The sequence below is a fragment of the Streptomyces sp. NBC_01142 genome (assembly GCF_026341125.1).
GTDB lineage: Bacteria > Actinomycetota > Actinomycetes > Streptomycetales > Streptomycetaceae > Streptomyces.
In genome coordinates, this window is record NZ_JAPEOR010000001.1 from 2,439,800 (window position 1) to 2,465,487 (window position 25,688).

The following is a 25,688-nucleotide window of genomic DNA, read 5'->3' on the forward strand; positions in this document are numbered from 1 at the left end:
CCTGTGTCCGCCGAGTCCGCCGAATGCGCTGAGCCCGTCGAGTCCGCCGAACTCGTCGAGTCCGCCGAGTGCGCTGGAAGAAGTGTCGGAGTCTGGTTCGTCGGAGCACGTGGTTCCGTCGCCACCACGGCGGTCGCCGGATGCGCGGCGGTCAGCGCCGGACTGCATCCGCCGAACGGCATGGTCACCGAGACCCCGCCGTTCTCGGGCTCCGGACTGCCCGCCCTGTCGTCGCTCGTCTTCGGCGGACACGACACCGCGCACTGTCCGCTGCCCAAACGCGCGGAGGAACTGACGACGGCGGGCGTGCTGCCGCACGGGCTCGCGGCGGCGGTACGCGGAGAACTCACCGCCGCCGACAACGAGATACGCCCAGGTGGTCCGCAGGCCGGCGACATTCGCACCGACGAAGAACTGATCGCCTCCTTCACCGCGGACCTGACAGGCTTCCGGGAACGCCACGGGCTCGCCCGGGTCGTCGTCGTCAATGTCGCCTCCACCGAACCGCAGCCCGCGCCCGACGCCGTACGGCTGCCGCCCAGCTCGCTGTACGCGGCCGCGGCGCTGAGAGCCGGCTGCCCCTACGTCAACTTCACCCCCTCCACCGGGCTGCGCACCGCCGCCCTCACTGCCGCCGCCGCGGCCAGTGGACTTCCCCACGCGGGCCGTGACGGCAAGACAGGCCAGACGCTGCTCCGTTCCGTGCTCGCCCCGATGTTCGTGCAACGTGCCCTGTCCGTACGGGCATGGTCGGGCACCAACCTCCTGGGCGGCGGGGACGGAGCGGCGCTGGCCGACCCGGCGGCCGCGGCCGCCAAGAACGCCGGCAAGGAACGCGTCCTGTCGGACACGCTCGGCCACACGCCCGAGGGTGAGGTCCACATCGACGACGTACCGGCTCTCGGCGACTGGAAGACCGCCTGGGACCACATCGCCTTCGAGGGTTTCCTCGGCTCGCGGATGATCCTCCAGACCATCTGGCAGGGCTGCGACTCGGCACTCGCGGCCCCGCTGGTCCTGGACCTGGCCAGGCTGGTGGCCCGCGCGCACGAGGCGGGAATCGCGGGTCCCCTCCCCGGACTGGGCTTCTACTTCAAGGACCCGGACGGTGGCCCCGCGGGCCTGTCCGAACAGTTCACGCAGCTGCTCACCTTCGCCGACCGGCTGCGGGAGGCCAAGTGACCCTGCGGGCCTGGGCGGAACTACTGCGCGTCTCCGCACTCTTCACCGTCCCGGGCGACGCGCTGGCGGGCGCGGCCTCCGTGGGCCGTGCTCCCGACCGCGGCACCGCGTACGCGGTGGGCGCCTCACTGTGCCTGTACGAGGCGGGCATGGCGCTCAACGACTGGGCGGACCGCGAAGAGGACGCGGTGGACCGCCCCCACCGCCCGATTCCCTCGGGCCGCATCACCCCGGCCGCGGCGCTCACCGCGGCGGGCGCCCTGACGGCGGCCGGCCTGGCCCTGGCCTCCCGTGCGGGCCGCCCGGCCCTGGCGGTGGCGACGGCGCTTTCGGTGACGGTCTGGTCCTACGACCTCCACTTCAAGCACACCGGGGGCGGCCCGGCGGCCATGGCAACGGCGCGGGCACTGGACCTGGTGCTGGGGGCTGTGGCCACGGGCGCGGGCGCGGGCGCGGGCGCGCGCGGCGCGCAGCACGCACCGCCACCGGGCGCGGGAGGAGACGGTTCACCCAGGCTGAGCGCGAGTACGAAGAGCAGTGCGAGTACGCAGGGGAGCGCGAGTACGAAGGCGACCGCGAGCACGAAGGGCAGTGCGAGCACGTCAGGGAGCGAGAGCGGTGCGGCGGGTGCGACGGCGACGCGCGGGGTCCGTGCCGCCGGCCGCCCGCAGGCGCGGGGTGCGGGCTCGGAAGCCGCAGGTACGGCCCGGTCGGCCAGTCGTGCGGCATCGTGCCCCGGCGCACGGCCCACCGGCGGTGGAGGCAGGAGCCCCGCTCGGCCGACCACGTGGGACACAGGCATGGCTCGCCCGAGCGCGAGCACCCCGGGCGCGGCAGGGCGCCGCGGGCCGCGCCCGTCCGGCACCTCCGCCGCACGGATTGAGGACGCCACCGGTTTGCATCGACTGCCGGACGCGGGCCTGCGCGGCGCACTCGCCGCGCTGCCCGCTGCCGTCGTGCTCGGCGCGCACACCTATGCCGTGACCACCGTCTCGCGACACGAGGCTCAGGGCGGCTCGACCTCCGCGCCGCTCGCCGCACTCGCGGCGAACCTCGGGCTCGGCGCCCTCGTGGCCCGCGAACAGCGGGGGCCCGGGGGCCCGCTCTCCACGCGGCGGAGGCGACTGCCGATGCGGCCAGGAAAGGGAGGGGCAGAGGGCCAGCACCTCACCCCCACAGGCCTCCTCGCCGCCGTACTCGCCGTCACCTACGTCCGCACCGCTGCCAAGCCCCTCCTCCACGCCGCACTGAACCCCTCCCCGCCCCTCACCCAGCGCGCCGTCGGCGGCGGTATCCGGGCCATGATCCCGCTCCAGGCCGCCCTCGCCGCGCGCGCCGGAGCCACCGTCATCCCAGTCGCGGTCATGGGCCTCGTACCGCTCGCCCGCAAGCTCGCACGGAAGGTGAGCCCGACATGAGCGACATGAGCCCCGATCCCCGCCCCGGCCTCCGCCCCGATCCCCGCCCCGAGCCGGTGATCCGCCTCGGCTACGGCACCAACGGGCTCACCGATCTCAGGCTCGACGACGCTCTCGCCCTCCTTGCCGACCTCGGCTACGACGGTGTGGGACTCACCCTCGACCATATGCACCTCGACCCCCTTGCCCCCGATCTGGCCACCCGGACCCGCCATGTGGCGCAGCGGCTCGCCACGTTGGGCCTCGAGGTCACTGTGGAAACCGGCGCCCGTTACGTCCTCGACCCCCGCCGCAAACACGGTCCCTCCCTCCTCGACCCCGATCCCGGCGGCCGTGCCGCCCGTACCCGGCTGCTGATCACCGCCGTGCAGGTCGCCGCCGACCTCGGCGCCCACGCCGTGCACTGCTTCAGCGGAATCACCCCCGCGGCCACCCCCACCGACACTGCGTGGAAGCTCCTCGAGGAGTCCCTGACCCCCGTCCTGGACGCTGCCGCGACCGCCGGCATTCCGCTGGCCATCGAACCCGAGCCCGGTCACCTCCTTGCCACCCTCGCCGACTTCCACCACCTCCGCCGCACCCTCGGCGACCCCGACCCCCAGTTCCTCGGCCTCACCCTCGACATCGGCCACTGCCAGTGCCTGGAAGCCGCTGGGCCCGCCGACTGCGTACGCGACGCCGCCCCCTGGCTACGGCACGTCCAGATCGAGGACATGCGCCGCGGCGTCCATGAACACCTCCCCTTCGGCCACGGTGAGATCGACTTCCCGCCCGTGCTCGAAGCCCTCGCCGGCACCGGCTATCAGGGACTCACCGTCGTCGAACTGCCCCGCCACTCGCACGCGGGCCCTGAACTCGCCCGCGCCTCCATCGAGTTCCTGCGGACGAAGGGAGCACCGGCATGCTGAAGACCCGCAGGGAACTCGATGCGCAGCTCGGCGGAGCGGCGCGAGCCTGGCTCGACCAGGCGCTCACCGAAGCCGCGCGTGCGCTACCCGTGTGGGAGCTCCGGTTCGCGTCCGCCGGGCGCCACTGCGGCCAGGACCACGCCGACTCCGTACGCACTCTCCTCCTTCGGGAAGCGTGCGCCGACGGCGCCACTCTCACCCGCCTCTACCAGCAGGGGACCGCCGCCGAACGCCGTGCCGTGCTCCTCGCCCTGCACTCCCTCGTCGGCAGCCCCGCCGCGCTGCCACTCCTCGAGGACGCCCTGCGCACCAACGACACCCGGCTCGTCGCCGCGGCCGTCGGCCCGTACGCCGCCGCGCACCTCGATGCGCATGCCTGGCGGCACGCGGTCCTCAAGTGCCTGTTCACGGGCGTGCCCGTGGACGCGGTCGCCGACCTGGAGCGCCGGGCCGCAGGCGACGGCGAGCTGGCCAGGATGCTCGCCGACTACGGCGCCGAGCGCACCGCCGCCGGCCGAACCGTCCCCTCCGACCTCCCTCGCGTACTGACCCTGACCGGCGAGCGGCCCGATCGGCCCGAGGAGTCCTGATGCGCATCTTCGACCCCCACATCCATATGACCTCCCGCACCACCGACGACTATCAGGCGATGTACGCCGCCGGTGTCCGTGCCCTCGTCGAACCGTCCTTCTGGCTCGGCCAGCCCCGCACCTCGCCCACCAGCTTCTTCGACTACTTCGACGCACTGCTCGGCTGGGAGCCCTTCCGCGCCGCCCAGTACGGCATCGCCCACCACTGCACGCTCGCCCTCAACCCCAAAGAGGCGAACGACCCTCGCTGCACCCCCGTCCTGGACGCCCTGCCCCGCTATCTCGTCAAGGACTCCGTCGTCGCCGTCGGCGAGATCGGCTACGACTCCATGACCCCCGCCGAGGACACCGCCCTCGCCGCCCAGCTCCAGCTCGCCGCGGACCACGGCCTGCCCGTCCTCGTCCACACCCCCCACCGGGACAAGCTCGCCGGACTCCGCCGCACCGTCGACGTCATCCGTGAATCGAACCTCCCCACGGACCGCGTCCTGCTCGACCACCTCAATGAAACGACCGTAGAACACGCCACTGACAGCGGCAGCTGGCTCGGCTTCTCCATCTACCCGGACACCAAGATGGACGAGGACCGCATGGTCGCGATCCTGAAGACCTACGGAACCGAGAAGGTCCTGGTCAACTCGGCCGCGGACTGGGGCAGGAGCGACCCGCTCAAGACCCGCAAGGTCGGCGACGCCATGCTCGCCGCCGGCTTCACCGAGGACGACGTCGACCAGGTTCTGTGGCGCAACCCCGTCGCCTTCTACGGCCTCAGCGGCCGCCTCCAGCTCGACCTCCCCGAACCGGAGACCCTGCACGAGGGCAACTCCATTCTCCGCGGCGGGGAATGAGGAGGCACACGTATGCGCTTCCGCCACCCCGACGGGACCACCGTCCACCTCTCCTACTGCACCAACGTCCACCCCGCCGAAACCCTCGACGGTGTACTCGCCCAGCTTCGCGACCACTGCGAGCCCGTACGCAAACGCCTCGGCCGGGACCGCCTCGGCATCGGTCTCTGGCTCGCCAAGGACGCCGCCCACGCCCTGATCAACGACCCGGCGGCGCTGCGCGGCCTGCGCGCCGAACTCGACCGCCGCGGCCTGGAGGTCGTCACCCTCAACGGCTTCCCCTACGAGGGATTCGGTGCCGAGGAGGTCAAGTACCGCGTCTACAAGCCGGACTGGACCGCTCCCGAACGGCTCGCCCACACCACCGACCTGGCCCGCCTCCTCGCCGCCCTCCTTCCCGACGACGTCACCGAAGGCACCATCTCCACCCTCCCGCTCGCCTGGCGTACACCCTTCGCCGACACCGCGGCCGAGGCCGCGCACACCGCCCTGGCCACCCTCTCCGCGCGCCTCGACGCACTGGAGGAGCTGACCGGAAAGTCGATACGCATCGGTCTGGAGCCGGAGCCCGGCTGCACGGTCGAGACCACCGCCGACGCGATACGCCCCCTCACCGCCATCGGATCCCGGCGGATCGGCATCTGCATCGACACCTGCCACCTCGCCACCTCCTTCGAAGATCCCGGAACAGCCCTCGCCGCCCTCGACGCGGCAGGCGTCACCATCCCCAAGGCCCAGCTGTCCGCCGCCCTCCACGCCCAGGAACCCCACCTCCCCGAAGTACGCGCCGCCCTCGCCGCCTTCGCCGAGCCCCGCTTCCTCCACCAGACCCGCACCCGCACCGCCGCCGGGCTTCGCGGCACCGACGACCTCGACGAGGCACTCGCCGGCGAGACGCTGCCCGACGGCGCCCCGTGGCGCGCCCACTTCCACGTCCCCCTGCACGCCCCGCCCGCCCCGCCGCTCGCCTCCACCCTCCCCGTACTCCAGGACGCCCTGACGCAGCTTGTCGGCGGCACCGGTCCCCGCACCCGCCATCTCGAGGTCGAGACGTACACCTGGCAGGCGCTCCCCTCCGAGCTGCGTCCCCGCAACCGCACCCAGCTGGCCGACGGGATCGCCGCCGAACTCACCCTCGCCCGCGATCTCCTGACGGACCTCGGCCTGAAGGAGCTCCCATGACCGATGCCAGCGACAGCAGCGATGTCAGCGATGCCACCGACGCCGCCACCCCCAGCGACCGCAACGACCCCGCCGGGACCGCAAGCCCCACCCCTCTCCTGGTCCTGGACGTCGTCGGTCTCACCCCCCGGCTCCTCGACCACATGCCCCACCTGAAATCCCTCGCCCGGTCCGGCTCCCAGGCCCCCCTTTCCACTGTGCTGCCCGCCGTCACCTGTGCCGCCCAGTCCACCTTCCTCACCGGCGCACTCCCCGCCGAACACGGCATCGTCGCCAACGGCTGGTACTTCCGTGAACTCGGCGACGTCCTGCTGTGGCGCCAGCACAACGGCCTCGTCTCCGGCGACAAGATCTGGGACGCCGCCCGCCGTGTCCACCCCGGCTACACCGTTGCCAACATCTGCTGGTGGTACGCGATGGGCGCAGACACCGACATCACTGTCACTCCCCGCCCCGTCTACTACGCGGACGGCCGCAAGGAACCCGACTGCTACACCCGGCCCCCGGCCCTGCACGACGAACTCACCCGGAAATTCGGCACCTTCCCCCTCTTCCACTTCTGGGGCCCGGGCGCGGACATCGTCTCCAGCCAGTGGATCGCCGACGCGACCCGCCACATCATGCGCACCCGACACCCCGACCTGACCCTGTGCTACCTCCCGCATCTCGACTACGACCTGCAGCGCTACGGCCCCGACGACCCCCGCTCCTACCGTGCCGCCGCCGACCTCGACGCCGTCATCGCTCCGCTGCTGGACGATGCCCGTCAGGAAGGCCGCACCGTCGTCGCCCTGTCGGAGTACGGCATCACCCGCGTCAGCCGGCCCGTCGACATCAACCGCGCCCTGCGCCGCGCCGGCCTGCTCGAAGTGCACACCCAGGACGGCATGGAGTACCTCGACCCGATGGCCTCACGGGCCTTCGCCGTCGCCGACCACCAGCTCGCCCATGTCTACGTACGCCACCCCGAAGACCCCGGAGAACTCGCCGCCACCCGCGAAGCCCTCGAGGACCTCCCGGGCATCGAGCAACTCCTCGACGACGAGGGAAAGAAGGCCCACGGCCTCGACCACCCCCGGTCCGGCGAGCTCGTCGCCATCGCGGAACCCGACGCCTGGTTCACGTACTACTACTGGCTCGACGACGCCCGCGCCCCCGACTTCGCCCAGCTCGTCGAGATCCACCGCAAACCCGGCTACGACCCGGTCGAGCTGTTCATGGACCCGCTCGACCCGTACGTACGCCTCAAGGCGGCCAAGGCGATCGTCCGCAAGAAGCTCGGCATGCGCTACCGCCTGGCGGTCGTGCCCCTCGACCCCTCACCTATTCGCGGCAGCCATGGCCGCCTTCCCACGAGCGACGACAGTGACAACGGACCGCTCATTCTGTGCTCCACCCCCCGCGCTGTGGATGGCCGTGTCGCGGCCACCGATGTGAAGTCCCTGCTGCTTCAACTCGCTGGTCTCCACTGAACCAGACGCCACTGACAATCCGATCCCAGGAGATCCCATGAGCCGCACGAGCAAGGCCAACGACCCCGAACTCGCCCACAAGCTCAGCAGACGCAACATGCTCGGCGTCGCCGCGGGCGCGACCGCCGCCGCCCTCCTCGGCGCCTCGGCGAGCCCCGCCGCCGCCCACAGCAAGGGCCGCGGCCGCCCCGTCCTTCCCCCCGGCCGCCTCGGCATCCAGCTGTACTCGCTGCGCGACAAGGTCTCCACCCTCGGATTCGCCAAGGTCTTCGCCGAGCTGGAGCGCTATGGATACGACGAGGTCGAGTACGCCGGCTACACCCAGGGCGCCGCGGGCGCCATCACCCTTGCCCAGCTCAGGCAGTTGACCCGTGACCACGGACTGCGCGGAATCGGCAGCCATGTCAACTACTACGACGACAGCAACCCGGGCGCCTACAGCTTCGCTCAGAACCTCGACAGGGTCCTCGACGACGCCCAGGCCCTCGGCCTCGAGCACATCGGCACCGCATCCGGCCCCTGGCGCTACGGTGCGACGGTCGACGGCTGGAAACGCTGCGCGGAGGACTTCAACCACTACGGCGCCGAGGCACGCAAGCGCGGCATGAAGTTCTACCAGCACAACCACGCCGAGGAATTCTCCTTCGCGACCGACAAACCGCACATCCGCCTCTATGACGTTCTGCTGGCCGAGACCGACCCCGACCTGGTCTTCCTGGAGATGGACATCTACTGGGCGTACGCGGGCCAGTTCCGCTTCTCCCAGCGCGTCGACGGCACGCCCGCTCCTTTCGACCCGCTGCGCTATGTCCTCAAGCAGCCCGACCGCTACCCGCTCTTCCACGTCAAGGACGGCGAACACGACGCGTCCGCCCGCGACGGGTACCGCATGGTCGACGTCGGGGACGGGGACATCGACTACAAGCGTTTCATCTCCGCGGTGAGCAGGACTCACGGCGGACGCAAGGACCACCACTGGCAGGCCGAGCACGACAACCCCGTCGAGTCGTTCGCGTTCGCCCGCAAGTCCAGCGCTCACCTTCACTCACTGCGCGAGAAGGACTGCTAGGACGCCGCACGGCTCCCTGCCAGACCGCCAGACCGCCAGACCGCCAGGCCGCCCGTCGGCGACGATTCGCCGACGGGCGTCTCGCGTGCTCATGTGTGTCCGCCGTACATCCTGCGTACGAACAACATCTTGCTACCGACCAGTAGAGGGAATGTTGCCTTCCGTCCATCATGGGACGCGAGCATGCCAAGACTCGTCTGTCTGTTCGGGACAGACGGGCCTTCTCTGAGCTGTTCCGAGACCCAGGAGACCCCCCATGCATGTACGCAAATGGAGAACGCGGACGGCGGCGACCTTCGCTGCGCTGGCGTTCACCATGGCCACCCCGGTGGCGTCGGCAGCGGACGCGACCGCCTCGAACCGGTCGGCACACACGGCAGTTCATGCCGCACAGCAGTCGCCTGCGGGTACGGCGCAGCTCCTGGACGTCGACTACGGGACCTGGCAGCGTGACGTGGCCGCCGTTGTCGCCGTGGCCCGCCCGTACATCGAGCAGCGGACCTCGGGCGCCTCCGGCGAGAAGCAGGCGATCGTCCTGGACATCGACAACACCTCGCTCGAGACGGACTTCCGTAACTTCTGGGAGTACCCGACCCCGGCGGTCAAGCCGGTCCTCGACCTCGCCCGCTTCGCGGACTCCCGCGGCGTGGACGTCTTCTTCGTCACCGCCCGGCCGGGCATCATCTATTCGCTCACCCAGTACAACCTGCGAAAGGTCGGCTACCCGGTCTCCGGTCTGTACGTGCGGGACCTGCCCGACCTCTTCGACGAGGTGAGCGCCTACAAGACCGGCAAGCGGGCGGAGATCGAGGCGAAGGGCTACACCATCATCGCCAACATCGGGAACAAGCCCAGCGACCTGGTGGGCGGTCACGCCGAGCGGACATTCAAGCTGCCTGACTACGACGGCCAGTTGTCGTGAAACAGCGGGTGGCTGCGGCGCCCGGTTTCCCGGCCGCCGCAGTCCCCCGCAGGTCCGCTGCCCGCCGCACCCAGCCGCCCGGACCGGATCAGCCCATGTCTCGGCGGATCGGACATGGATCGGGCTCGATACGCCCCCCGCGGCCGCCCCGGCGGATGCAGGAGCACCGCGACACAGCCGGCGAACAGCGAGATCGCCCGTGTCATCAGCCCTGACAACCTCAACTGCCCCGGCCTGATCAGCCCGGGCCAGTCCGATGCCGGCATCATCCCGGCCGGCATCGCCGCCAAGCCCGGGCAGGCCGGACTCGTCTCCAAGCCCGGGCAGGCCGAACTCGTCTCCAAGCCCGGGCAGGCCGGACTCGTCTCCAAGTCGGGCACGCTCACGTATCAACTCATGTACGAGCTGCGGGAGACAGGCCCTCGTCCGCGGTCGGCATCGGAAGCGACCCGGTCGTCGGCGCGCCCCCACATCGACCGCCCTGCCGCCTTCCAGCAGGGCCCGGACACCGAACTCATCGTGCTCGTCGAGGAGATCGGAGGTGACGCCGAGGAACGCGCGGCGGCGTACATCGCCGATGACATCAGCAAGCCTGTCGTCGGCCACATCGCAGGCTTCACTGCTCCGGAGGGCAGGACGATGGGCGCCGTGCCGGCGCCATCGGCTCAGGCTCCTCCGACACCGTGCACGCCAAGAAACAGGCCCTCGAAGCGGCTGGGGTACACGTCGGAGCGATCCCCACCGAGATCTCGCGACTCGTCCTCGACCGCCTCGCGCAGCCCGGTGACGTCGCCGATCATTGACGCCGAGTGCGTGCCACACACTCACGGCCGTTCATCCGGCCCCTCCCGCCCCCTTTCGAGCGGAGACCACATCCTCATGGCGCCCACCCGCACCCCGACCCTCACCCTCAAGCCGGGCACCGCCTGGTCCGACGCCTGGCAGCGCTGCCTCGCCGTCGCCCCCGAGTCCTTCCGGGACGACCGCGTGCTGAATCTCTGGGACGCCCAGTGGCAGCCCGACGGCAGCCCCCTGCCCGCCACCAGCCCGATCGACCTCAGTCCGATCGCGGGACCGCCGCGCCTGGACGCGGCCACCGCCCAGAAGACCGTACGGGCCTCGCTCGACCAGCACCGCGCCTGGCGGCACGTTCCTCTGGCGGAGCGCCGGGCCCGCGTCGCCGCCACGCTCGACGTCCTCACCGAACACCGCGAGCTGCTCGCCCTGCTCCTGGTCTGGGAGATCGGCAAGCCATGGCGGCTCGCACAGGCCGACGTCGACCGTGCGATCGACGGAGTGCGCTGGTACGTCGACGGCGCCGAGCCCATGCTGGCGGACCGTACGCCGCTGCCCGGCCCGGTCTCCAACATCGCCAGCTGGAACTACCCGATGTCCGTCCTGGTGCACGCGATGCTCGTGCAGGCACTGGCCGGGAACGCGGTGATCGCCAAGACCCCGACCGACGGCGGCGTCGCCTGCCTCACCCTGGCCTGCGCTCTCGCCGCCCGCGAAGGCATCCCGATCACGCTGGTCAGCGGCAGCGGCGGCGAACTCTCCGAGGCCCTGGTGCGCTCCCCGGAGATCGGCTGCGTCTCCTTCGTCGGCGGCCGCGACACCGGGGCCCGTATCGCCACCGCAGTCGCCGACCTCGGCAAACGCCACATCCTCGAGCAGGAGGGCCTCAACACCTGGGGCGTCTGGAACTACACCGACTGGGACGCGCTCACCGCCGTGATTCCCAAGCTCTTCGACTACGGAAAACAGCGCTGTACGGCGTATCCGCGCTTCGTGGTCCAGCGAGCGCTGTTCGCGGAATTCCTGGCGGCCTACCTCCCCGCCGTACGTTCCGTCCGTACCGGCCACCCCCTGGCGGTCGAGAACCCGGCCGACTCCCTCCCCACCCTGGACTTCGGCCCGCTGATCAACGCGGCGAAGGCCGAGGAGCTGACGGACCAGGTGGCCGAGGCGATCGACCGCGGCGCGGTCCCGCTGTACCGGGGCTCACTCACCGACGGCCGTTTCCTCCCAGGCCAGGACACCTCGGCGTACGTCCACCCGGTGACACTCCTGAACCCCCCGCCCTCCTCTCCGCTCCACCACGCGGAACCGTTCGGCCCGGTCGACACGATCGTCCTGGTCGACACGGAGGCGGAACTGCTCGCCGCGATGAACGCCTCGAACGGGGCGCTGGTCGCCACCCTGTCGACCGACGACCCGGCGACGTACGAGCGACTGGCCCCGCAGATCCGTGCCTTCAAGGTCGGACACGGGAAGCCGCGCTCCCGCGGTGACCGCGACGAGCTGTTCGGCGGCTTCGGGGGCTCGTGGCGGGGCGCCTTCGTCGGCGGCGAGCTGCTGGTGCACGCGGTGACCGAGGGGCCCGAGGGCGAGCGCTTGCCGGGCAACTTCCCCGACTACCACCTGATGCCCTAACCGATGCCCTGGTGGTCGGGGGTGAGGGCGAACTCGCGCTCGGCCGCCTCCGGCACCGTACGCTCCACGGCCTGCACGAGGAGCGTACGGTGCCGGACCAGTGGCTCCCTCCGCTCCTCCGGCGCGAGAAGCAGCAGATCGTCGATGCCGGCCAGAATCCGCCGGGACACCTGTGGATTCCCCTGCGCATGGAGCCGCATCTCGGCCAGCCCCAGATCCACCAGGTCGGTCCACCCGGGCACGTCCTGCACCAGCCGCACGTCGCCGCGCCGGTCCCGGTGGTGCACCTCCCCGAGCGGCCGGCGGGCCACGGCCGCCAGGAACTGCACGACCCGGTCCAGGCACTGCACGGCGGTGGTCGGGTCGTTCACGGCCGGTGACAGCGACCGCAGCCCGATGTCCGACAGCTGACGCAGACCGAACGCGAGATCCTGGTGAAACGTCCGCTCGACTCCGACGGAGACCGTGTATCGCAGCGCGCGGCGAGGCGGCGCGCTCCCGCCGTGCACGGCGAGCACCGGCGTCCCCGGCACCACGAAATCCCCGATCCGCGGAATGAGTCGCAGCACCACACCCTGCCGCCGCGCGGTCCGCACCAGCCGGGCCACATTCACATCCAACAGCACCCCCGCCCGCCCCTGGTACGCGATCCGTGCGGTCTCGGGCGGCAGCCGGGCCCCACCCGGCACCACGACGGGCTGCCGGTGCAGCACCTGGAAGGAGTCCCGGGTGATCCGCTCGACGACCGGCCCGATCTGCATCAGCCGCAGCGTCGAGGACACATAGCCGATGAACAGGAACAGGCTCAGCAGCACCAGCAGGATGGTCAGCACGCTCTGCAGCAACGGCACGGAGGTGACGCGCCGCGGATCGGTCTCGCTCTCGTACGAGCTCAGTACCAGCAGTGAGAACAGGAACGTCGACAGGAACACGGTCAGCGTGAGCTTGCTGATCCGGCTCCGTACGAAGATCCGCACGACCCGGGGCGTGAGCTGCCCGCTGGCCATCTGCACGGCCACCAGCGAGATGCTGAAGACGACGCCGATGAAGGTCATCATCGCGGAGCTGATGGTGGTGACGATGGTCTTGGTGTCCTCGGCGAACGAGATCAGATCGCCGAGCTCCTCGTACGCCTCCTGGTCCTTCAGGTATGCGACGAGCCGGGCGTCCACCTCGTCTGCCACCCACCACAGGAGCATCGCGCACACCAGCCCGGCGGTCGGCGCGAACCAGAAGGTGTCCCGCAGATGCTCGCGCAGCGGCGAGAGCAAGCGGGGCCGTCGATAGCTGCGATCACTCACGTACGCGAAGGTAGCGCCACGACCGCGTTCAGGGTCGGACGTCGCGGGGCGATCCCCTGGACTGTGCGTACGCGGAACGCAACACTCTGTACGCAGGTGGGGCGACGTGGGCCGGACGGCCTCGAACGAGTCCGCCGCACCCCACTGACCACGGGATATGCAGGTGAAGGGCACCTCAAACCCCTGGTATTGTTGTCCATGTCGCCACGGGAAACCGGGGCGGTCACCTGGTCCGGGTGGCGGAATGGCAGACGCGCTAGCTTGAGGTGCTAGTGCCCTTTATCGGGCGTGGGGGTTCAAGTCCCCCCTCGGACACCAGAGAGACCCCAGTTCATCTGGGGTCTTTTGCGTTTCCAGGCCAGAGGCGGGGTGGTTGCAGCCCCCGAACGGGCCGTTCCGCTCCCGGTTCTCCGCCCCGATCATCGCTCGGACTCTTGTCGCAGGCCCCTGTGGCCTGGTCTTGTGTACCGCGGCAGCCAAGGACGGGTCTGCCGACGGGTTGCGCGCGTTCCGTGTGGCCGTAGGCGATGGGGAGCAGCGTGGAATCAGTGACGGGGCAGGACGTACGAGGCACCCTGCCCGACGGACTCGCCGACGCGATACGTGACACCGCCGAGAACATCGCCGCACTGTTGCGCGGGGTTGCCGACACGGGTGCCCCGGTGCCCGGGTCGGAATGGACCATGGGCGAGGCGGCGGCGCATCTGGCGCAGGCCAACGAGCTGATGGCGGACATCGCGGCCGGGCACGAACGGAGCTACGGCGACGGCACGCCGCAGAGCCTGGCCGCGGCCAATCAGCGGGCCCTGGCCGAATTCGCGGAGCGCGGGGCCGATCCGCTGGCCGACATGATCGTGGCGCAGGCCAATGCCTATCTCGAGGCGATGGACCAAGGCTTGGCGGAGGAGGCCGTGCTCACCCCGTTGGGCCCGATGTCCCGGGCAGTGCTGGGCTCGTACCTGCTGACGCACATGCTGGGCCACGGCTACGACCTCGCGCGTGCGGTGGGCCGCCCGCACATGATCGACGCCGCCCGGGTGGAGCTCACCCTGCCCTTCATGATCACGGCCATGCCCCGGGTGACCAATGCCGCTGCCACCGCCGGTCTGACCGCCCGCTACCGGGTCCGGATGCGGGGCGGCACGGGCTTTGGTGTCACGTTCACGAACGGTGCGGCAGCCGTGAGCCCGGGGCCGCCGAGCCGGCCCGACTGCACGATCCTGATCGAGCCGGTCACGTTCCTCCTGATGGCGCTCGGTCGCTGCGAACCGTGGGGCGCGATCGCCCGGGGCCGAGTCCTTGCCTGGGGCCGCAAGCCCTGGCTCGGTCCCCGCTTCCCGACGCTCTTCACGGCGCCGTGAGCGCGCGTACGCCTTCGCTGTGGCCGTCGGTCACCTGAAGGAGCCCTCTACCGAGCCGGCTTCCGGCGGACGGCGGCCTGAATCCGGGTGCGCGCTTCGTGTCCGCCGGCAAGACGATGTACCAGGCCCTGGACTCCCGTCTGTCAGGCGCCACTTGGTGGTCACGCCCCGAGAACTCGGGAACGGTTTCGGATCCGCCGCAGGGCGAGCAGTCCACCGACTCCCGGGATGGCGGCGCGCCACCGGGCGCCCTGCGAGGCGGCCGAAGAGGCAAGGGCAGTGACCGCGATGACGACGAGGTAGGCCGTGCCGTGCAGCGGGCCGACCAGCGTTGTGATCGCCTGCGTGTGTGTGGTCAGCAGGTTGCCGAGCAGGACCGCGAAGGAGGCAGCCTCGGCGCCGGCCGCGATCCGCAGCGTACGCACCGTGATCACGCTCCCGTGGTGGAGCCGGGGCGAACGATCATCAGGATGACGACGACCGCCCAGAGGACGTTGAAGATGCCGGTGAGCATGGTCAGCCGGGTGGCCGCGGAACGCGGCCCGTCCTCGGTGGCCGTGTCCTGGGTCAGTGCGAGCAGGCGCTGCTGGCCGGGCAGGATGGCCATGGCGAGGATGACGGCGGCGATCACGGTCAGCGCGAGCGACGCGATCAGCCAGGCGTCGGTGAGGACGCCGAGCGCGGCGCCGGTGGCGAGCCCGAAGACCGGCACGGCGAGACCGGCGACAGCGTAGCCGCGGCAGATCTTGTGCAGGAGTGCGGCGATCGTGGCGGCTCGAGCGTCCGGATCCTGGCCGCCGGATGCCTGCAGCGCGTAGCGGGGGAACATCGAGGCGGCCACGGTGATCGACCCGACCGCCAGGATCGCCGCGAGGACATGTACGGACAGCAGCACCTTGGTCACTGCGGGCGCCTCCAAGTCAGATCATGAATGTGTTGGCTGCCAATACATACACTGCCTACCTCATTTTGGGTAGGCTGCCTACTCATGAAGGCAGACGCGGTGCGAGGGCACCTGGACGGACTGTTGCTGGCCGTGCTCGAGCCGGGCCCGCTGCACGGCTACGCGATCATCGCCGCGGTCCAACACCGCAGCGGGGGCGCACTCGAGCTGCGCACGGGCACGATCTACCCGGCCTTGAACCGGCTGGAGCGGATCGGGCTGCTGAGCAGCAGCTGGCAGTCCTCCGGCGAACGGCGACGGCGTTGCTACGAACTCACCGAGGCGGGACGGCACACCCTGGCCGGCGAGCGGACCGCGTGGAGCGAGTTCACCACAGCGATCGGCTCGGTCCTGAACCCCGTCACACCGCCCGGACTTGCCACATGAACGCCATCGGCCGGCAGGCCGACCCCATCGAGGACTACGTCGCGGCCCTGACCGCCGCCCTGCACGGCCCGGCCCGGGCCAAGGCCCGGATGATCGAGGAGATACACGACGGCCTCGCGGACACGGTAGCCGCGCACACCAGCGAGGGAACGCCCTACCCACGCGCCGCCCACCAAGCCGTCGGAGAGTTCGGGACCCCCGACGAGCTCGCGCCGATCTGCCAACGGGAACTGACCATCGCCCAGGCCCGGCACACTGCTCGGGCCGTCGCCCTCACCGCCCCCTTCCTGATCGCCTGCTGGTACGTGGCCCGGACCGCCGACCACGGTCAGTCCTGGCAGCTGCCACGCATGGCTCAGCTGCTGGCTGTTCATCTGGCCGGTGTGGCGACCGGCGCCGCACTGCTCGCCGCGGCGACGCTGGCCACCACCGGCACCCTCGCGCGTCGGCTGCCCACGCCGCACGGGCTGCCCGTCGCGGTCGCATGGACAGGCACCACTGCCAGCGTGGCCATGGCGGTCGCGACGCTCGCGCTCGCCACGGCCTCCGTCCTGGCGACGAACTGGCCACTGCTCGCGTTCGCCGCCGCGCTCGCAGCCGCGTCGCATGGGGTGGTGGCGGCCTCGGCCCGCGCCTGCCGCCGATGCGCGCGCCTACCGACCAATGATCGCCGGTAGCTACCCGTGTGTGGCTGACTGCCGGTCGCCGGCGTCTCCTGGAGCGCGACCGGCACGTTGACCGCCCGCGATGTACGAGCGAAACCGCACCACTTCGTGCGGCCCCCGGCGCTGCCCCGCCTTCCTGCGTCGGTCGGTCAGGAACTCTGCGCGGCGTTACGGGCGCGCACCATGAGCATGCCGATTGCCGGTCTCCAGCGCGTCGAGGATGCAGGCGTCGATGTCCGTGAACCCGTGACGCTTGAGCAGATCGGCCCGAGCGCAAGGCTTGTACTGCCGGCGAAGGCGAAGGCGAAGGCGAAGAGGCCCCCGCCGCAGCCGGAGCGAGAGAACACGTAGGGGCGTGGCGGGCTGACCCGACGACCCGCCGGTACATGCAGTCACGGGCTGCGGTACGTGCCCCGCAGGCACCGCTGGAACCGCTGGTCAGCGAACCGCCACATGGCCACGCTGAGTGGTGTGGAGACCGAATCCGTATGCATTGACATGCTGCAATCGGCAACACCTGCAGGACAGTTCACGCAGTTGCTGAGCGCCACCCGGCGTGGTGCGCGTCTGGCGCGGCTGCTCGCTGTCGAGCAGATCACACAGTGGGGGTGGCCCCGCGGCAGTGAGCGGGCAGAAGCCGCCGAGGCCGTCGTCGCCGAACTGGCCGCGAACGCCGTCATGCACGGACGGCTCCCCGGCCGGGGATTCCGGCTCAGCCTCGTACTCCTGCCGAGCGCCGGCCTGCTCATCGAGGTCACCGACCCGCGGGGCGAACGCCTTCCTGTTGTCCCCAGGACGGCCGACGAGGAAGGACATGGACTGGTCATCGTGGAAGCGCTGGCCGCCGACTGGGGCGTACGGTCCTGCCCGCCGTCCGGGAAGACTGTCTGGGCGGAGATCTCCCCGGCTCGCCTGCGCCCGGTGGCTGCTTCCGTCGATCCCTCGGACGCTGTGCGCCCTGCCGCCGCCGAGGAGACATGAGAGCGCGGCCGCTTTTTCGGGGAACTCTTTGGTGCGCCCGACGGAGCGGTCGCTCCCGGCCGCGGTGATGGCGTTGTTCACTGGCGTCGGCCGGTCGGCAGGTGGGCCGTCTCCGCCGTGACGCGCGTATGCCGCGGAGCGTCGGGCGGGGCCACCCGACTCCTCGGCCGGGCTCAGGGCGACAACCGACCAGCCGGTGCCACGCTGTGTGGCACCGGCTGGCGGATCCAGTCCCTCTTTTGGGGTGCCCATCGCAGAATCACGGATGGACACTGGCTGCCCTACGCGCAAGGAGGCCAGCGGACAGACCGGATACCGCGCTCCCCCGAGGAGGGATGGGCTGCCCACCGGTTGGATACGAACAGTGAGCCACGTTACGGAATATGCCGCAAGGGATATTACCCTCAGTCACTCAATCGGCGGGCGTACAGGGGAGCATGGCTGAGACAGGGTTCGACCGATTGAGCGCCCTGGCGCTCGTTCTGCGCTCTGGTGCGCAGGGAAACGGGCATCACCGGACCCCAAGCTGCTTCTGGCTGTTCACATTGCGGTCAGCATCAGACCTCCGGTCGGTCCGGTCTGACCCTGGTTGCAATGAGCGCTCGAGGCACACGTGCCCACCAAGAGTGATGGCAGCTCGGCATCTCCTCGGTCGGCACAGCCAGGCGGTGACTCGGCGCGACCAAGTCGGTCGGGAAGTCTGCCCGGGCTCACGCGAGTTGACCTCGCACGGCTGCCGGCAAAAGAGCGCGGACCGGCCGGAGACACCCGGCCGGTCCGCTGGAGGGCGCCTCGCGGTTACACGTAGGTGAAGCCCCCGGTGACGGTGGTGCTGCCGGCCGGGGTGGTGACGACAACAGCGGCGTTGCCGACTGCTCCAGCAGGCGTGATGCCGGCCAGCACGGTGCCGGTCGGGTCCACCACGATGCCGGTTGCCGGGACACCGCCGATGGTGACCGTCGCGCCGGTGAGGTTCGCGCCGACGATGACGAAGACCGTACCGCCGACGGCGGGGCCGGTGGCCGGGGTGATCGAGATTGCCGTGGGCAGCGGTGGTGCGATGTAGGTGAAGCCGCCGGTGACGGTGGCGCTGCCGGCCGGGGTGGTGACGACGACCGGTACGTTGCCTGCGGCGTGTGCCGGAATGACTCCGGTCAGCACCACGCCTGCCAGGACGTTGACTCCGGTGGCGGGGATGCCGTCGAAGGTGACTGTCGCGCCGGTGAGGTTGGTGCCCAGGATGGTGAAGAGGGTGCCGCCGGTGGTGGGGCCGGCGGGCGGGACCAGAGCGATCACGGTCGGACCGGCCGGAATCGGTGGTGCGATGTAGGTGAAGCCGCCGGTGACGGTGGCGCTGCCGGCCGGGGTGGTGACGACGACCGGTACGTTGCCTGCGGCGTGTGCCGGAGTGACTCCGGTCAGCACCGAGCCTGCGATGACGTTGACTCCGGTGGCGGGGATGCCGTCGAAGGTGACTGTCGCGCCGGTGAGGTTGGTGCCCAGGATGGTGAAGGGCGTGCCGCCGGTGGTGGGGCCGGCGGGCGGGACCAGGACGATCACGGTCGGACCGGCCGGAATCGGTGGTGCGATGTAGGTGAAGCCGCCGGTGACGGTGGCGCTGCCGGCCGGGGTGGTGACGACGACCGGTACGTTGCCTGCGGCGTGTGCCGGAGTGACTCCGGTCAGCACCGAGCCTGCGATGACGTTGACTCCGGTGGCGGGGATGCCGTCGAAGGTGACTGTCGCGCCGGTGAGGTTGGTGCCCAGGATGGTGAAGAACGTCCCACCGGTGGTGGGGCCGGTGGGCGGGACCAGAGCGATCACGGTCGGACCGGCCGGAATCGGTGGTGCGATGTAGGTGAAGCCGCCGGTGACGGTGGCGCTGCCGGCCGGGGTGGTGACGACGACCGGTACGTTGCCTGCGGCGTGTGCCGGAGTGACTCCGGTCAGCACCGAGCCTGCGATGACGTTGACTCCGGTGGCGGGGATGCCGTCGAAGGTGACCGTTGCACCGGTGAGGTTGGTGCCCAGGATGGTGAAGAACGTCCCACCGGTGGTGGGGCCGGCGGGCGGGACCAGAGCGATCACGGTCGGACCGGCCGGAATGGGCGGTCCGATGTAGGTGAAGCCGCCGGTGACGGTGGCAGTGCCGCCCGGGGTGGTGACGACGACCGGTACGTTGCCTGCGGCGTGTGCCGGAGTGACTCCGGTCAGCGCCACGCCGGCCACGACATTGACTCCGGTGGCGGGGATGCCGCCGAAGGTGACCGTCGCACCGGTCAGGTTGGTGCCCAATATGGTGAAGAACGTCCCACCGGTGGTGGGGCCGGTGGGCGGGACCAGAGCAATCACGGTCGGAGCTGCGAGTACGGACAGATCGGGGGCCTGCAGAGTTGCGGACATGCTGGTCCTCCTGGGAGAGCTGGCTGGGTCGGTTGCGGGTTGGAGCGGCGCCTGCGCCGTACGCCCTGGTCTCCTGCGCGACCCCGACGAGGGTTCAGGCGCAGCAGAAGGTCAGGAGCGATCGGCCGAGGCGGGCCCCTGTCGAAAGCAGGGTCGGCCACCGGCGGTCGGAGAGAGCGGGTTGGCGGCTGGTGACGGGCAGTTCTCTGCGCCGTCAGGTCGCTTCACCGGTTTGCTTCCTAAGGGGGCGGTGGGGCAACTTCGTCCATCTGCCAAGGGCTCGAGGGCCCTTTGGCCGGGCCGCCCGCGGGGATTGCCGGTCTGCAGCAGTTGTCCACCATGGGGGGTGTGGGCGGCTGCTTGTAACCGGGCCTCTCGGGGGGCGCCCATCGCAGACAGAGTCGTGTCGACTGCTGCTGGCAAGGCGCATCAGGACAGGTCAGCGGACATTCAGATGTCGCGCTACCCGGATGGGATGGGCTGCCCGCCGGTACCTACAGTGACCCAGACGGGTGTACGCCTTGACAATAGACGGGACATCACATCACTCGGATGGCGGAGCGCGCGATCCGAGGGCGGAGCGAATGGCAGTAGTGGATCCACCCCACACACTCCCTGTGCGCCCTCCGCGCCCTGCGCTCGTGGTTGACGTCGAACGCGACCGATCGCGACCGCCCCTCGCCCGGAAGTGCGGCGCCGCAGGCGCCGTTCACCCGGGCGGGCGTCGTCCGGGGGCCGACGCAGCTCTCGGCATCTAGCGTGGGACGGGGGACACGCGAAGAGAGATCGGGACCGCGTCATGTTTGTCACTCAGCTCGCTCTGGTGTCCGAGTCCACTCGCATCAATCCCTCCCAGCTGAACCGCGTGGCGGCCGCCCTCCAGAAACAGGCGACCCGTGACTTGAGCCCCCTGTGGGGGATCGACGCCACCGTGGACGCCTTCGCCGAACTCGAGGACGTCCCGGTGGGCTATTGGCCGCTGATCGTGGTGGACGACGTGCCCGACGCGGCCGGGTTCCACCACGACGAGAACGGGCAGCCCTTCTCCCTGATCGAGTTCGGCGACAGTTGGTCGCTGACCGCCAGTCACGAAATGCTGGAAATGCTCGTCGATCCGTGGGGCAACCGTCTGGTGCCCGGCAAGTCGCCCAAGCCCGACCAGGGACTGGTGGAATTCCTGGTGGAGGTCGCCGACCCGTCGGAAGACGCGGAATTCGGATACACGGTCAACGGAATGCTCGTCTCGGACTTCTACACCCAGAACTTCTACGACCCCGTCGTCACCACCGGCACGCGCTACAGCTTCGGCGGCCACATCAGCGAGCCCCGTCAGGTACTTCCCGGCGGCTATCTCAGCTGGCGCGAACCCATCACGGACCACTGGTGGCAGCAGACCTGGTTCGAGGGCAACGAGCCGAAGTTCCGGCACCTCGGCCGGTTGACGGACCGTACGTCCGGTCTGCGCGCGGCCATCGACGCCATGACCAAAACGGCACCGCGCCTCGCACGGCGGGGGCCTGTCTCCGAGCGGTACGCCGCCGCCACCGTCACCCGTATGCAGGCCAAGGAGAGTACGGGCGCACGCGCCGAGGGCTGGCGCGGCCTGATCGCACAGATGCGCAGCACCGGCTCCCCCGAAGGCGGATTCACGGACGGCGGGCCGGACCGGGGCTGAAGGCCGCCTCGAGGAGGAGGCCGTGATGGCCGAAGGCGCCGGAAAGCGCAAGAGCTACGCAGAGCTCATGCGGCAGCTCAGGAAACGTGGCCGGACCAATGCGCCCGCCGACGAACCGGGGGAGCAGGAGAGTCTGCGAGAAGCCGTCCATCGGCGTATGCGGGAGCTGGACGAGAGCGAAGGCGGAGAAGGCGGCGGTACGGGTGAGGGGGCGCGGAAGCCCCGTACCGGTGAGGACAGGAACGGACGCCGGAACGCAGCCGACGACGACGCAGCCGACGACGACGCGGCGGACGACGACGCGGCGGACGACGACGCGGCGGAGTGACGTGGGTGAGTGACGTGAGTGGGTGACGTGGCGCCGATCCGCTCTCCTGACGCAGACGCAGACGCAGACGCAGACGCAGACACAGACGCAGACGCAGACGCAGACGCCGTCACCGTCCCGAACACTGATGCCGGAAGCTCGTTTTGGATCGGTGGACGATCTTCAATACGATCCGGCGATGATCATAAGAAAACGGCTGGCCGCTGCGGCGTGCGGCCTGCTGGCCGCCGTGACCGTCGGGCTCTCCCCGGCGGGCGCCGCCGCCGATGAGCCGGCGGCGAAGGCGTCCCCCAAGGTCGATCTGGTGCTCGACGTCAGCGGTTCGATGCGGGCGCGCGACATCGACGGCCAGTCCCGGATGGCAGCCGCGAAGAAGGCGTTCAACGAGGTACTGGACGCGGTGCCGGACGAGGTACAGCTCGGCATCCGCACCCTCGGCGCCAACTACGCCGGTGACGACAAGAAGCTCGGCTGCAAGGACACCCGTCAGCTGTACCCGGTCGGTCCGCTCGACCGGACAGAGGCCAAGACCGCCGTGGCGACGCTCGCTCCCACCGGCTGGACACCGATCGGGCCGGCTCTGCTCGGTGCGGCCGAAGACCTCGAGGGCGGTGAGGCCACCCGCCGGATCGTGCTCATCACGGACGGCGAGGACACCTGCGCCCCGCTCGACCCGTGCGAGGTCGCACGTGACATCGCCGCCAAGGGGATTCACCTCGTCATCGACACGCTGGGGCTGGTCCCGGACGCCAAGACCCGTGAGCAGCTGACGTGCATCGCCGAGGCCACCGGCGGTACGTACACAACCGTGCGGCACACCGACGAACTCTCCGACCGTGTCAGCCAGTTGGTGGACCGCGCCGCAGACCCCGTCGTCACGCCGGTCGCGACCGAGGGTGCGCGGGAATGTGCGAAGGCCCCGCAGCTCGAAGCGGGCCTGTACAGCGACCGTGAGAAGTTCGCCGAGCACCGCTGGTACCGGGTGGATGTCCTGCCCGGCCAGGAGCTGCGCGCCTCGGTGAGCGTGGCCGCCGACCGTGCCGTGAACAATGACTACGGGGTCATGTTGCGCGCCGTGACCGTCCACGGCCGGGAAATCGTCCGCGGCTCGGAAGCGGGCAACGGACGCACCGATGTGATCTCGGCCGGTCTGCGCTATCCGAAGGCTCCCCTCGACGACACGGACGGCGACGCCAAGCCTGCGGCGGAGACCGTCTGTCTGCAGGTCAGCAACTCTTTCTCGGCACCCGCCTCGGTCAAGACCGAGCCCGGCCTGCCTGTCGAGCTGACCATCGACGTGGTCGACGCGCCGGAAAACGCCTCCGACGTGGCCTCCTTCGGTCTCGGCCGGGGCTGGTGGCTCCTCGCCGTCCTGGTGCTCACCGGCCTGGTGGCCGGTCTGCTGTGGGGCTGGGTCTCACGCTGGCGCGTCGCTGTCTGGAGGACCAACTGATGCGTACCGCACACCTGATGACCACAGCTCTGCTGGCTGGTGCCGCACTGTTCGGCACGGCGGGCGCAGCCGTCGCGGACGACCCTTCGGCGAGCCCGAGCGGGAGTACGTCGGCGCCGACGGAGGCCGGCACCACCTTCCGTACCGCGACCGCGATCGCTCAGGGCCAGCAGGCCACGGCAAGCGCGTCCGCGGGTGACTACCTCTACTGGGTGTTCCCCGCCGACGCGGGGCAGCGAGCCACGGTGAAAGCCACGGTCACGCTGCCCGAGTCCGCCGGACGGCACGGCGTCTCGACGTGGCAGCTCGATGTGTACGACGGACTGCGCCGTCGGCAGGCCTGTATGTACGGCATGCAGACCCGGCCGGCGGCGAAGGACGCCGCCTCGGTCGAGCTGTCCTGCACGCTGCGTACGGTCCGTTCCTGGGCGGAGCCGTGGGCCAATGATCCGCTGCCGGGCAGCTACTACGTACGTCTGACGGTCGTCGACCTTCCCGAGGAAGACCTCGGCCAGCCGGTACAGGCAAAGGTCGAGGCCCAGTCGGCCGACGCCGGCGGGGCGCACGCGGGGGACGGCTCACTCTCCGCTCCGCTGGTCCCCGGCACTGCCGCGCGGACGGAGAAGGAGAACGAGGGCGGGGACGCGCCGGAGCGGGCGACCGCCCTCGGTGAGCCGGACGGCGGCTGGTCCTCCGGCCGATGGTCCGACCGCTGGATCTGGACCGTGGCCGGAGGCCTGCTCGGGGCCCTTGCGGGCATCGGCGGCTACTCCCTCACCCGAGGGTCCGGCCGTCCCGCGCGGGTACCACCGGCCGCCTGACCAGGTGAGCGGCCACGGCTCGGCGCCGTGGCCGCTCCGCACTCGGCAATACCCGGACCAGCCGTCCCGCTGCCCGCTCTTCGTGACGTCCTTGCCCTGCACACGGCATACGATCTTCGGTTTCCGGACGGTCGGGGGGCGACCGGGGGCGGTGACGGCTCGTCAACCGTGGCGGTCCGGCCTGTATGTGGCGTAATCGGTACTGGCACGCGGTAAGGCCTGTCTCTTAGCGTGGCGCCTGACCCGGTCACTCGACTGACAGTGCAAGGGGGAACAAAAGTGAAGAAATCAACGAAGGTGTGGTTACGCTCCGCAACCGTTGTCATGGGAGCCGGTCTGCTGGCGATCGCCACCACGACGTCGGCCTCGGCAGCCACCGCGTCGCACGGCTCGGACCGCGCGCAGGCCACGTCGTACTCCATGCGGGCTTTTGACGGCGAGTCGGACGGTAATGGCGTCTACGCCGATGCCTACCTGGCCAACGGCGCCCACGTGTCGCAGTGGGACGGCAACGGTGCCCACGGGGACTGGGGCCCCTGGTCGACCTACTCGTCACAGATCAAGCAGTTCCGGGTCTGCGAGGACCACACGGGCTGCTCGTCCTGGATCTACTGGCCCAGCTGAGCTGTACCCCGTACCTGATCGTCGGTGGTGCCCGGGGGCTTCGGCTCCCGGGCACCACCCGGCCCACCCTGCGTCGCGGAGATATCGGCGTCAGTGCGTCGGCGGCTGTGGGCGATCCGCCTCCAGCAGGGTGCGCGCCGCCTCCCGGGCGTGGGCTGCCGGCGCGCTGTCCCCGGAGATTGCCGCTGTCGTGATGGCGCCCTCCGCGAGCAGGACGAGGGCCTCCGGCAGCCAGGTGGAGTGGCCCGCTGAGGTCGCGAGGTCCGCCAGATAACCCTTCAGCGCATCGACGTGTTCGCGTGACACCGCCGCGACCGCTTCCGATGTCGCACCCAGCTCCCCGAAGGAGTTGACGAAGGCGCAGCCGCGGAAGTCGGGCTCCTCGAACCATGACTTCAGCCAGTCGAAGACCGCCAGAATCCGGTTCTCGTCCGAGGGCCGGTCGTCGACATAGCTCGCGAGCGATGCGCGCCATCGCGCGTCCCGTCGGCGCAGGTACGCCTCCACCAGGTGCTCCTTGGAGGGGAAGAGCTGGTAGAGCCGCTTGAGGGACACTCCCGACCCGTTGCGGATCTCGTCCATGCCCACCGTCTGCAGTCCGCGCCCGTAGAAGAGCGTCTCGGCTGCGTCGAGGACGCGGGCCTCCTGTGCTGCGGCTTCCATGCCACCAACCCTCGCCTTGCCAGAGAATCACTGTTCTCCTAGGCTACTGCACGCAAGGG

25 protein-coding genes, 1 tRNA gene and 1 pseudogene are annotated in these 25,688 nt (G+C 70.4%); 22 read left to right on the forward strand and 5 right to left on the reverse strand.

All coding sequences use genetic code 11. The features are described from left to right. Positions 1-3 precede the first annotated feature (3 nt). From OG883_RS11140 to OG883_RS11190, 11 genes and pseudogenes are all read left to right on the forward strand, one after another. Positions 4-1,182: an inositol-3-phosphate synthase gene (locus OG883_RS11140; RefSeq protein WP_266538434.1), complete on the forward strand. Its 1,179-nt coding sequence runs from the start codon at positions 4-6 to the stop codon at positions 1,180-1,182. Continuing rightward, positions 1,179-2,600 carry a UbiA family prenyltransferase gene (locus OG883_RS11145; RefSeq protein WP_266538437.1) on the forward strand — a complete coding sequence of 474 codons (1,422 nt, stop codon included), beginning with the start codon at positions 1,179-1,181 and terminating at the stop codon, positions 2,598-2,600. The genes OG883_RS11140 and OG883_RS11145 overlap by 4 nt, the downstream gene beginning before the upstream one ends. A gap of 5 nt (positions 2,601-2,605) precedes the next feature. After that, the gene (locus OG883_RS11150; protein ID WP_266541419.1) at positions 2,606-3,508 is read left to right on the forward strand and encodes a sugar phosphate isomerase/epimerase family protein; all 903 of its coding nucleotides are present in this window, start codon (positions 2,606-2,608) and stop codon (positions 3,506-3,508) included. Then, complete coding sequence (locus tag OG883_RS11155; RefSeq protein ID WP_266538440.1) at positions 3,502-4,098, forward strand: EboA domain-containing protein; 597 nt, start codon at positions 3,502-3,504, stop codon at positions 4,096-4,098. Before OG883_RS11150 ends, OG883_RS11155 begins: the two co-directional genes overlap by 7 nt. Beyond that, entirely contained in the window at positions 4,098-4,946 is an 849-nt protein-coding gene (locus OG883_RS11160) for a TatD family hydrolase (RefSeq protein ID WP_266538443.1), read from the forward strand. Before OG883_RS11155 ends, OG883_RS11160 begins: the two co-directional genes overlap by 1 nt. Before the next feature lie 12 nt (positions 4,947-4,958). Further along, on the forward strand, positions 4,959-6,128 hold the full coding sequence (gene eboE, locus OG883_RS11165) for a metabolite traffic protein EboE (RefSeq protein ID WP_266538446.1): 1,170 nt from the start codon (positions 4,959-4,961) through the stop codon (positions 6,126-6,128). Further along, positions 6,125-7,600, forward strand: a complete 1,476-nt coding sequence (locus tag OG883_RS11170; protein WP_266538449.1) for a nucleotide pyrophosphatase/phosphodiesterase family protein — start codon at positions 6,125-6,127, stop codon at positions 7,598-7,600. The genes eboE and OG883_RS11170 overlap by 4 nt, the downstream gene beginning before the upstream one ends. A 37-nt stretch (positions 7,601-7,637) precedes the next feature. Further along, positions 7,638-8,669, forward strand: coding sequence for a sugar phosphate isomerase/epimerase (locus OG883_RS11175; RefSeq protein WP_266538452.1), 1,032 nt, complete (start codon positions 7,638-7,640; stop codon positions 8,667-8,669). Between the two features lie 256 nt (positions 8,670-8,925). Further along, the gene (locus OG883_RS11180) at positions 8,926-9,591 is read left to right on the forward strand and encodes an HAD family acid phosphatase (protein ID WP_266538455.1); all 666 of its coding nucleotides are present in this window, start codon (positions 8,926-8,928) and stop codon (positions 9,589-9,591) included. Positions 9,592-9,789: 198 nt separating this feature from the next. Beyond that, positions 9,790-10,394: pseudogene (locus tag OG883_RS11185) on the forward strand (hypothetical protein); the annotation flags it as partial. 76 nt (positions 10,395-10,470) lie between these two features. Continuing rightward, positions 10,471-12,024 carry an aldehyde dehydrogenase family protein gene (locus tag OG883_RS11190; protein ID WP_266538457.1) on the forward strand — a complete coding sequence of 518 codons (1,554 nt, stop codon included), beginning with the start codon at positions 10,471-10,473 and terminating at the stop codon, positions 12,022-12,024. Here OG883_RS11190 and OG883_RS11195 read toward each other — a convergent pair. Then, a complete protein-coding gene (locus OG883_RS11195; RefSeq protein ID WP_266538460.1) occupies positions 12,021-13,325 on the reverse strand; it encodes a DUF2254 domain-containing protein in 1,305 nt (434 codons plus the stop codon). The two genes, OG883_RS11190 and OG883_RS11195, sit on opposite strands and share 4 nt — an antisense overlap. Before the next feature lie 230 nt (positions 13,326-13,555). Here OG883_RS11195 and OG883_RS11200 point away from each other — a divergent pair. Beyond that, positions 13,556-13,643: transfer RNA gene (locus OG883_RS11200), tRNA-Leu, on the forward strand. Between the two features lie 209 nt (positions 13,644-13,852). Continuing rightward, complete coding sequence (locus OG883_RS11205; RefSeq protein ID WP_266538463.1) at positions 13,853-14,686, forward strand: maleylpyruvate isomerase family mycothiol-dependent enzyme; 834 nt, start codon at positions 13,853-13,855, stop codon at positions 14,684-14,686. A 161-nt stretch (positions 14,687-14,847) separates the two neighbouring features. On the opposite strand, the gene OG883_RS11210 is transcribed toward OG883_RS11205, so the two are convergent. After that, positions 14,848-15,120 (reverse strand): DUF3817 domain-containing protein, encoded by a 273-nt coding sequence (locus OG883_RS11210; RefSeq protein ID WP_266538465.1) that lies wholly within the window; start codon positions 15,118-15,120, stop codon positions 14,848-14,850. Continuing rightward, positions 15,117-15,590: a DUF2269 family protein gene (locus OG883_RS11215; RefSeq protein WP_266538468.1), complete on the reverse strand. Its 474-nt coding sequence runs from the start codon at positions 15,588-15,590 to the stop codon at positions 15,117-15,119. The genes OG883_RS11210 and OG883_RS11215 overlap by 4 nt, the downstream gene beginning before the upstream one ends. Positions 15,591-15,674: 84 nt before the next feature. Between OG883_RS11215 and OG883_RS11220 the strand changes: the two genes are divergently transcribed. The 4 genes from OG883_RS11220 (at position 15,675) to OG883_RS11235 (ending at position 17,662) form a co-directional block, all read left to right on the forward strand. Then, a complete protein-coding gene (locus OG883_RS11220) occupies positions 15,675-16,016 on the forward strand; it encodes a PadR family transcriptional regulator (protein WP_266538471.1) in 342 nt (113 codons plus the stop codon). Next, on the forward strand, positions 16,013-16,693 hold the full coding sequence (locus OG883_RS11225; RefSeq protein ID WP_266538474.1) for a permease prefix domain 1-containing protein: 681 nt from the start codon (positions 16,013-16,015) through the stop codon (positions 16,691-16,693). Before OG883_RS11220 ends, OG883_RS11225 begins: the two co-directional genes overlap by 4 nt. 171 nt (positions 16,694-16,864) lie before the next feature. After that, positions 16,865-17,032 carry a hypothetical protein gene (locus OG883_RS11230; protein WP_266538477.1) on the forward strand — a complete coding sequence of 56 codons (168 nt, stop codon included), beginning with the start codon at positions 16,865-16,867 and terminating at the stop codon, positions 17,030-17,032. A 147-nt stretch (positions 17,033-17,179) separates the two neighbouring features. Continuing rightward, complete coding sequence (locus OG883_RS11235; protein ID WP_266541422.1) at positions 17,180-17,662, forward strand: ATP-binding protein; 483 nt, start codon at positions 17,180-17,182, stop codon at positions 17,660-17,662. Positions 17,663-18,460: 798 nt separating this feature from the next. On the opposite strand, the gene OG883_RS11240 is transcribed toward OG883_RS11235, so the two are convergent. After that, positions 18,461-20,065 carry an IPT/TIG domain-containing protein gene (locus tag OG883_RS11240; RefSeq protein ID WP_266538480.1) on the reverse strand — a complete coding sequence of 535 codons (1,605 nt, stop codon included), beginning with the start codon at positions 20,063-20,065 and terminating at the stop codon, positions 18,461-18,463. 799 nt (positions 20,066-20,864) lie between these two features. Between OG883_RS11240 and OG883_RS11245 the strand changes: the two genes are divergently transcribed. From OG883_RS11245 to OG883_RS11265, 5 genes are all read left to right on the forward strand, one after another. Next, positions 20,865-21,740: a hypothetical protein gene (locus tag OG883_RS11245; RefSeq protein ID WP_266538484.1), complete on the forward strand. Its 876-nt coding sequence runs from the start codon at positions 20,865-20,867 to the stop codon at positions 21,738-21,740. A 25-nt stretch (positions 21,741-21,765) separates the two neighbouring features. After that, complete coding sequence (locus OG883_RS11250) at positions 21,766-22,068, forward strand: hypothetical protein (protein ID WP_266538487.1); 303 nt, start codon at positions 21,766-21,768, stop codon at positions 22,066-22,068. Between the two features lie 178 nt (positions 22,069-22,246). Next, a complete protein-coding gene (locus tag OG883_RS11255) occupies positions 22,247-23,521 on the forward strand; it encodes a VWA domain-containing protein (RefSeq protein ID WP_266538490.1) in 1,275 nt (424 codons plus the stop codon). Next, positions 23,521-24,342: a hypothetical protein gene (locus tag OG883_RS11260; protein ID WP_266538493.1), complete on the forward strand. Its 822-nt coding sequence runs from the start codon at positions 23,521-23,523 to the stop codon at positions 24,340-24,342. The genes OG883_RS11255 and OG883_RS11260 overlap by 1 nt, the downstream gene beginning before the upstream one ends. Before the next feature lie 279 nt (positions 24,343-24,621). Next, positions 24,622-24,966: a hypothetical protein gene (locus OG883_RS11265; protein WP_266538496.1), complete on the forward strand. Its 345-nt coding sequence runs from the start codon at positions 24,622-24,624 to the stop codon at positions 24,964-24,966. A 90-nt stretch (positions 24,967-25,056) separates the two neighbouring features. Here the strand turns inward: OG883_RS11265 and OG883_RS11270 are convergent, their stop codons facing one another. Then, positions 25,057-25,629 (reverse strand): TetR/AcrR family transcriptional regulator, encoded by a 573-nt coding sequence (locus tag OG883_RS11270; protein WP_266538499.1) that lies wholly within the window; start codon positions 25,627-25,629, stop codon positions 25,057-25,059. Positions 25,630-25,688: the final 59 nt, after the last annotated feature.

What these genes read in the sequence shown, in the direction of transcription:
- OG883_RS11150 (WP_266541419.1), top strand. Translation starts at nt 2,606, where the DNA reads ATGAGCCCCGATCCCCGCCCCGGCCTCCGCCCCGATCCCCGCCCCGAG.
- OG883_RS11155 (WP_266538440.1), top strand. Translation starts at nt 3,502, where the DNA reads ATGCTGAAGACCCGCAGGGAACTCGATGCGCAGCTCGGCGGAGCGGCG.
- OG883_RS11160 (WP_266538443.1), top strand. Translation starts at nt 4,098, where the DNA reads ATGCGCATCTTCGACCCCCACATCCATATGACCTCCCGCACCACCGAC.
- eboE (WP_266538446.1), top strand. Translation starts at nt 4,959, where the DNA reads ATGCGCTTCCGCCACCCCGACGGGACCACCGTCCACCTCTCCTACTGC.
- OG883_RS11170 (WP_266538449.1), top strand. Translation starts at nt 6,125, where the DNA reads ATGACCGATGCCAGCGACAGCAGCGATGTCAGCGATGCCACCGACGCC.
- OG883_RS11175 (WP_266538452.1), top strand. Translation starts at nt 7,638, where the DNA reads ATGAGCCGCACGAGCAAGGCCAACGACCCCGAACTCGCCCACAAGCTC.
- OG883_RS11180 (WP_266538455.1), top strand. Translation starts at nt 8,926, where the DNA reads ATGCATGTACGCAAATGGAGAACGCGGACGGCGGCGACCTTCGCTGCG.
- OG883_RS11190 (WP_266538457.1), top strand. Translation starts at nt 10,471, where the DNA reads ATGGCGCCCACCCGCACCCCGACCCTCACCCTCAAGCCGGGCACCGCC.
- OG883_RS11205 (WP_266538463.1), top strand. Translation starts at nt 13,853, where the DNA reads ATGGGGAGCAGCGTGGAATCAGTGACGGGGCAGGACGTACGAGGCACC.
- OG883_RS11220 (WP_266538471.1), top strand. Translation starts at nt 15,675, where the DNA reads ATGAAGGCAGACGCGGTGCGAGGGCACCTGGACGGACTGTTGCTGGCC.
- OG883_RS11225 (WP_266538474.1), top strand. Translation starts at nt 16,013, where the DNA reads ATGAACGCCATCGGCCGGCAGGCCGACCCCATCGAGGACTACGTCGCG.
- OG883_RS11230 (WP_266538477.1), top strand. Translation starts at nt 16,865, where the DNA reads ATGAGCATGCCGATTGCCGGTCTCCAGCGCGTCGAGGATGCAGGCGTC.
- OG883_RS11235 (WP_266541422.1), top strand. Translation starts at nt 17,180, where the DNA reads ATGCTGCAATCGGCAACACCTGCAGGACAGTTCACGCAGTTGCTGAGC.
- OG883_RS11240 (WP_266538480.1), bottom strand. Translation starts at nt 20,065, where the DNA reads ATGTCCGCAACTCTGCAGGCCCCCGATCTGTCCGTACTCGCAGCTCCG.
- OG883_RS11245 (WP_266538484.1), top strand. Translation starts at nt 20,865, where the DNA reads ATGTTTGTCACTCAGCTCGCTCTGGTGTCCGAGTCCACTCGCATCAAT.
- OG883_RS11250 (WP_266538487.1), top strand. Translation starts at nt 21,766, where the DNA reads ATGGCCGAAGGCGCCGGAAAGCGCAAGAGCTACGCAGAGCTCATGCGG.
- OG883_RS11255 (WP_266538490.1), top strand. Translation starts at nt 22,247, where the DNA reads ATGATCATAAGAAAACGGCTGGCCGCTGCGGCGTGCGGCCTGCTGGCC.
- OG883_RS11260 (WP_266538493.1), top strand. Translation starts at nt 23,521, where the DNA reads ATGCGTACCGCACACCTGATGACCACAGCTCTGCTGGCTGGTGCCGCA.
- OG883_RS11270 (WP_266538499.1), bottom strand. Translation starts at nt 25,629, where the DNA reads ATGGAAGCCGCAGCACAGGAGGCCCGCGTCCTCGACGCAGCCGAGACG.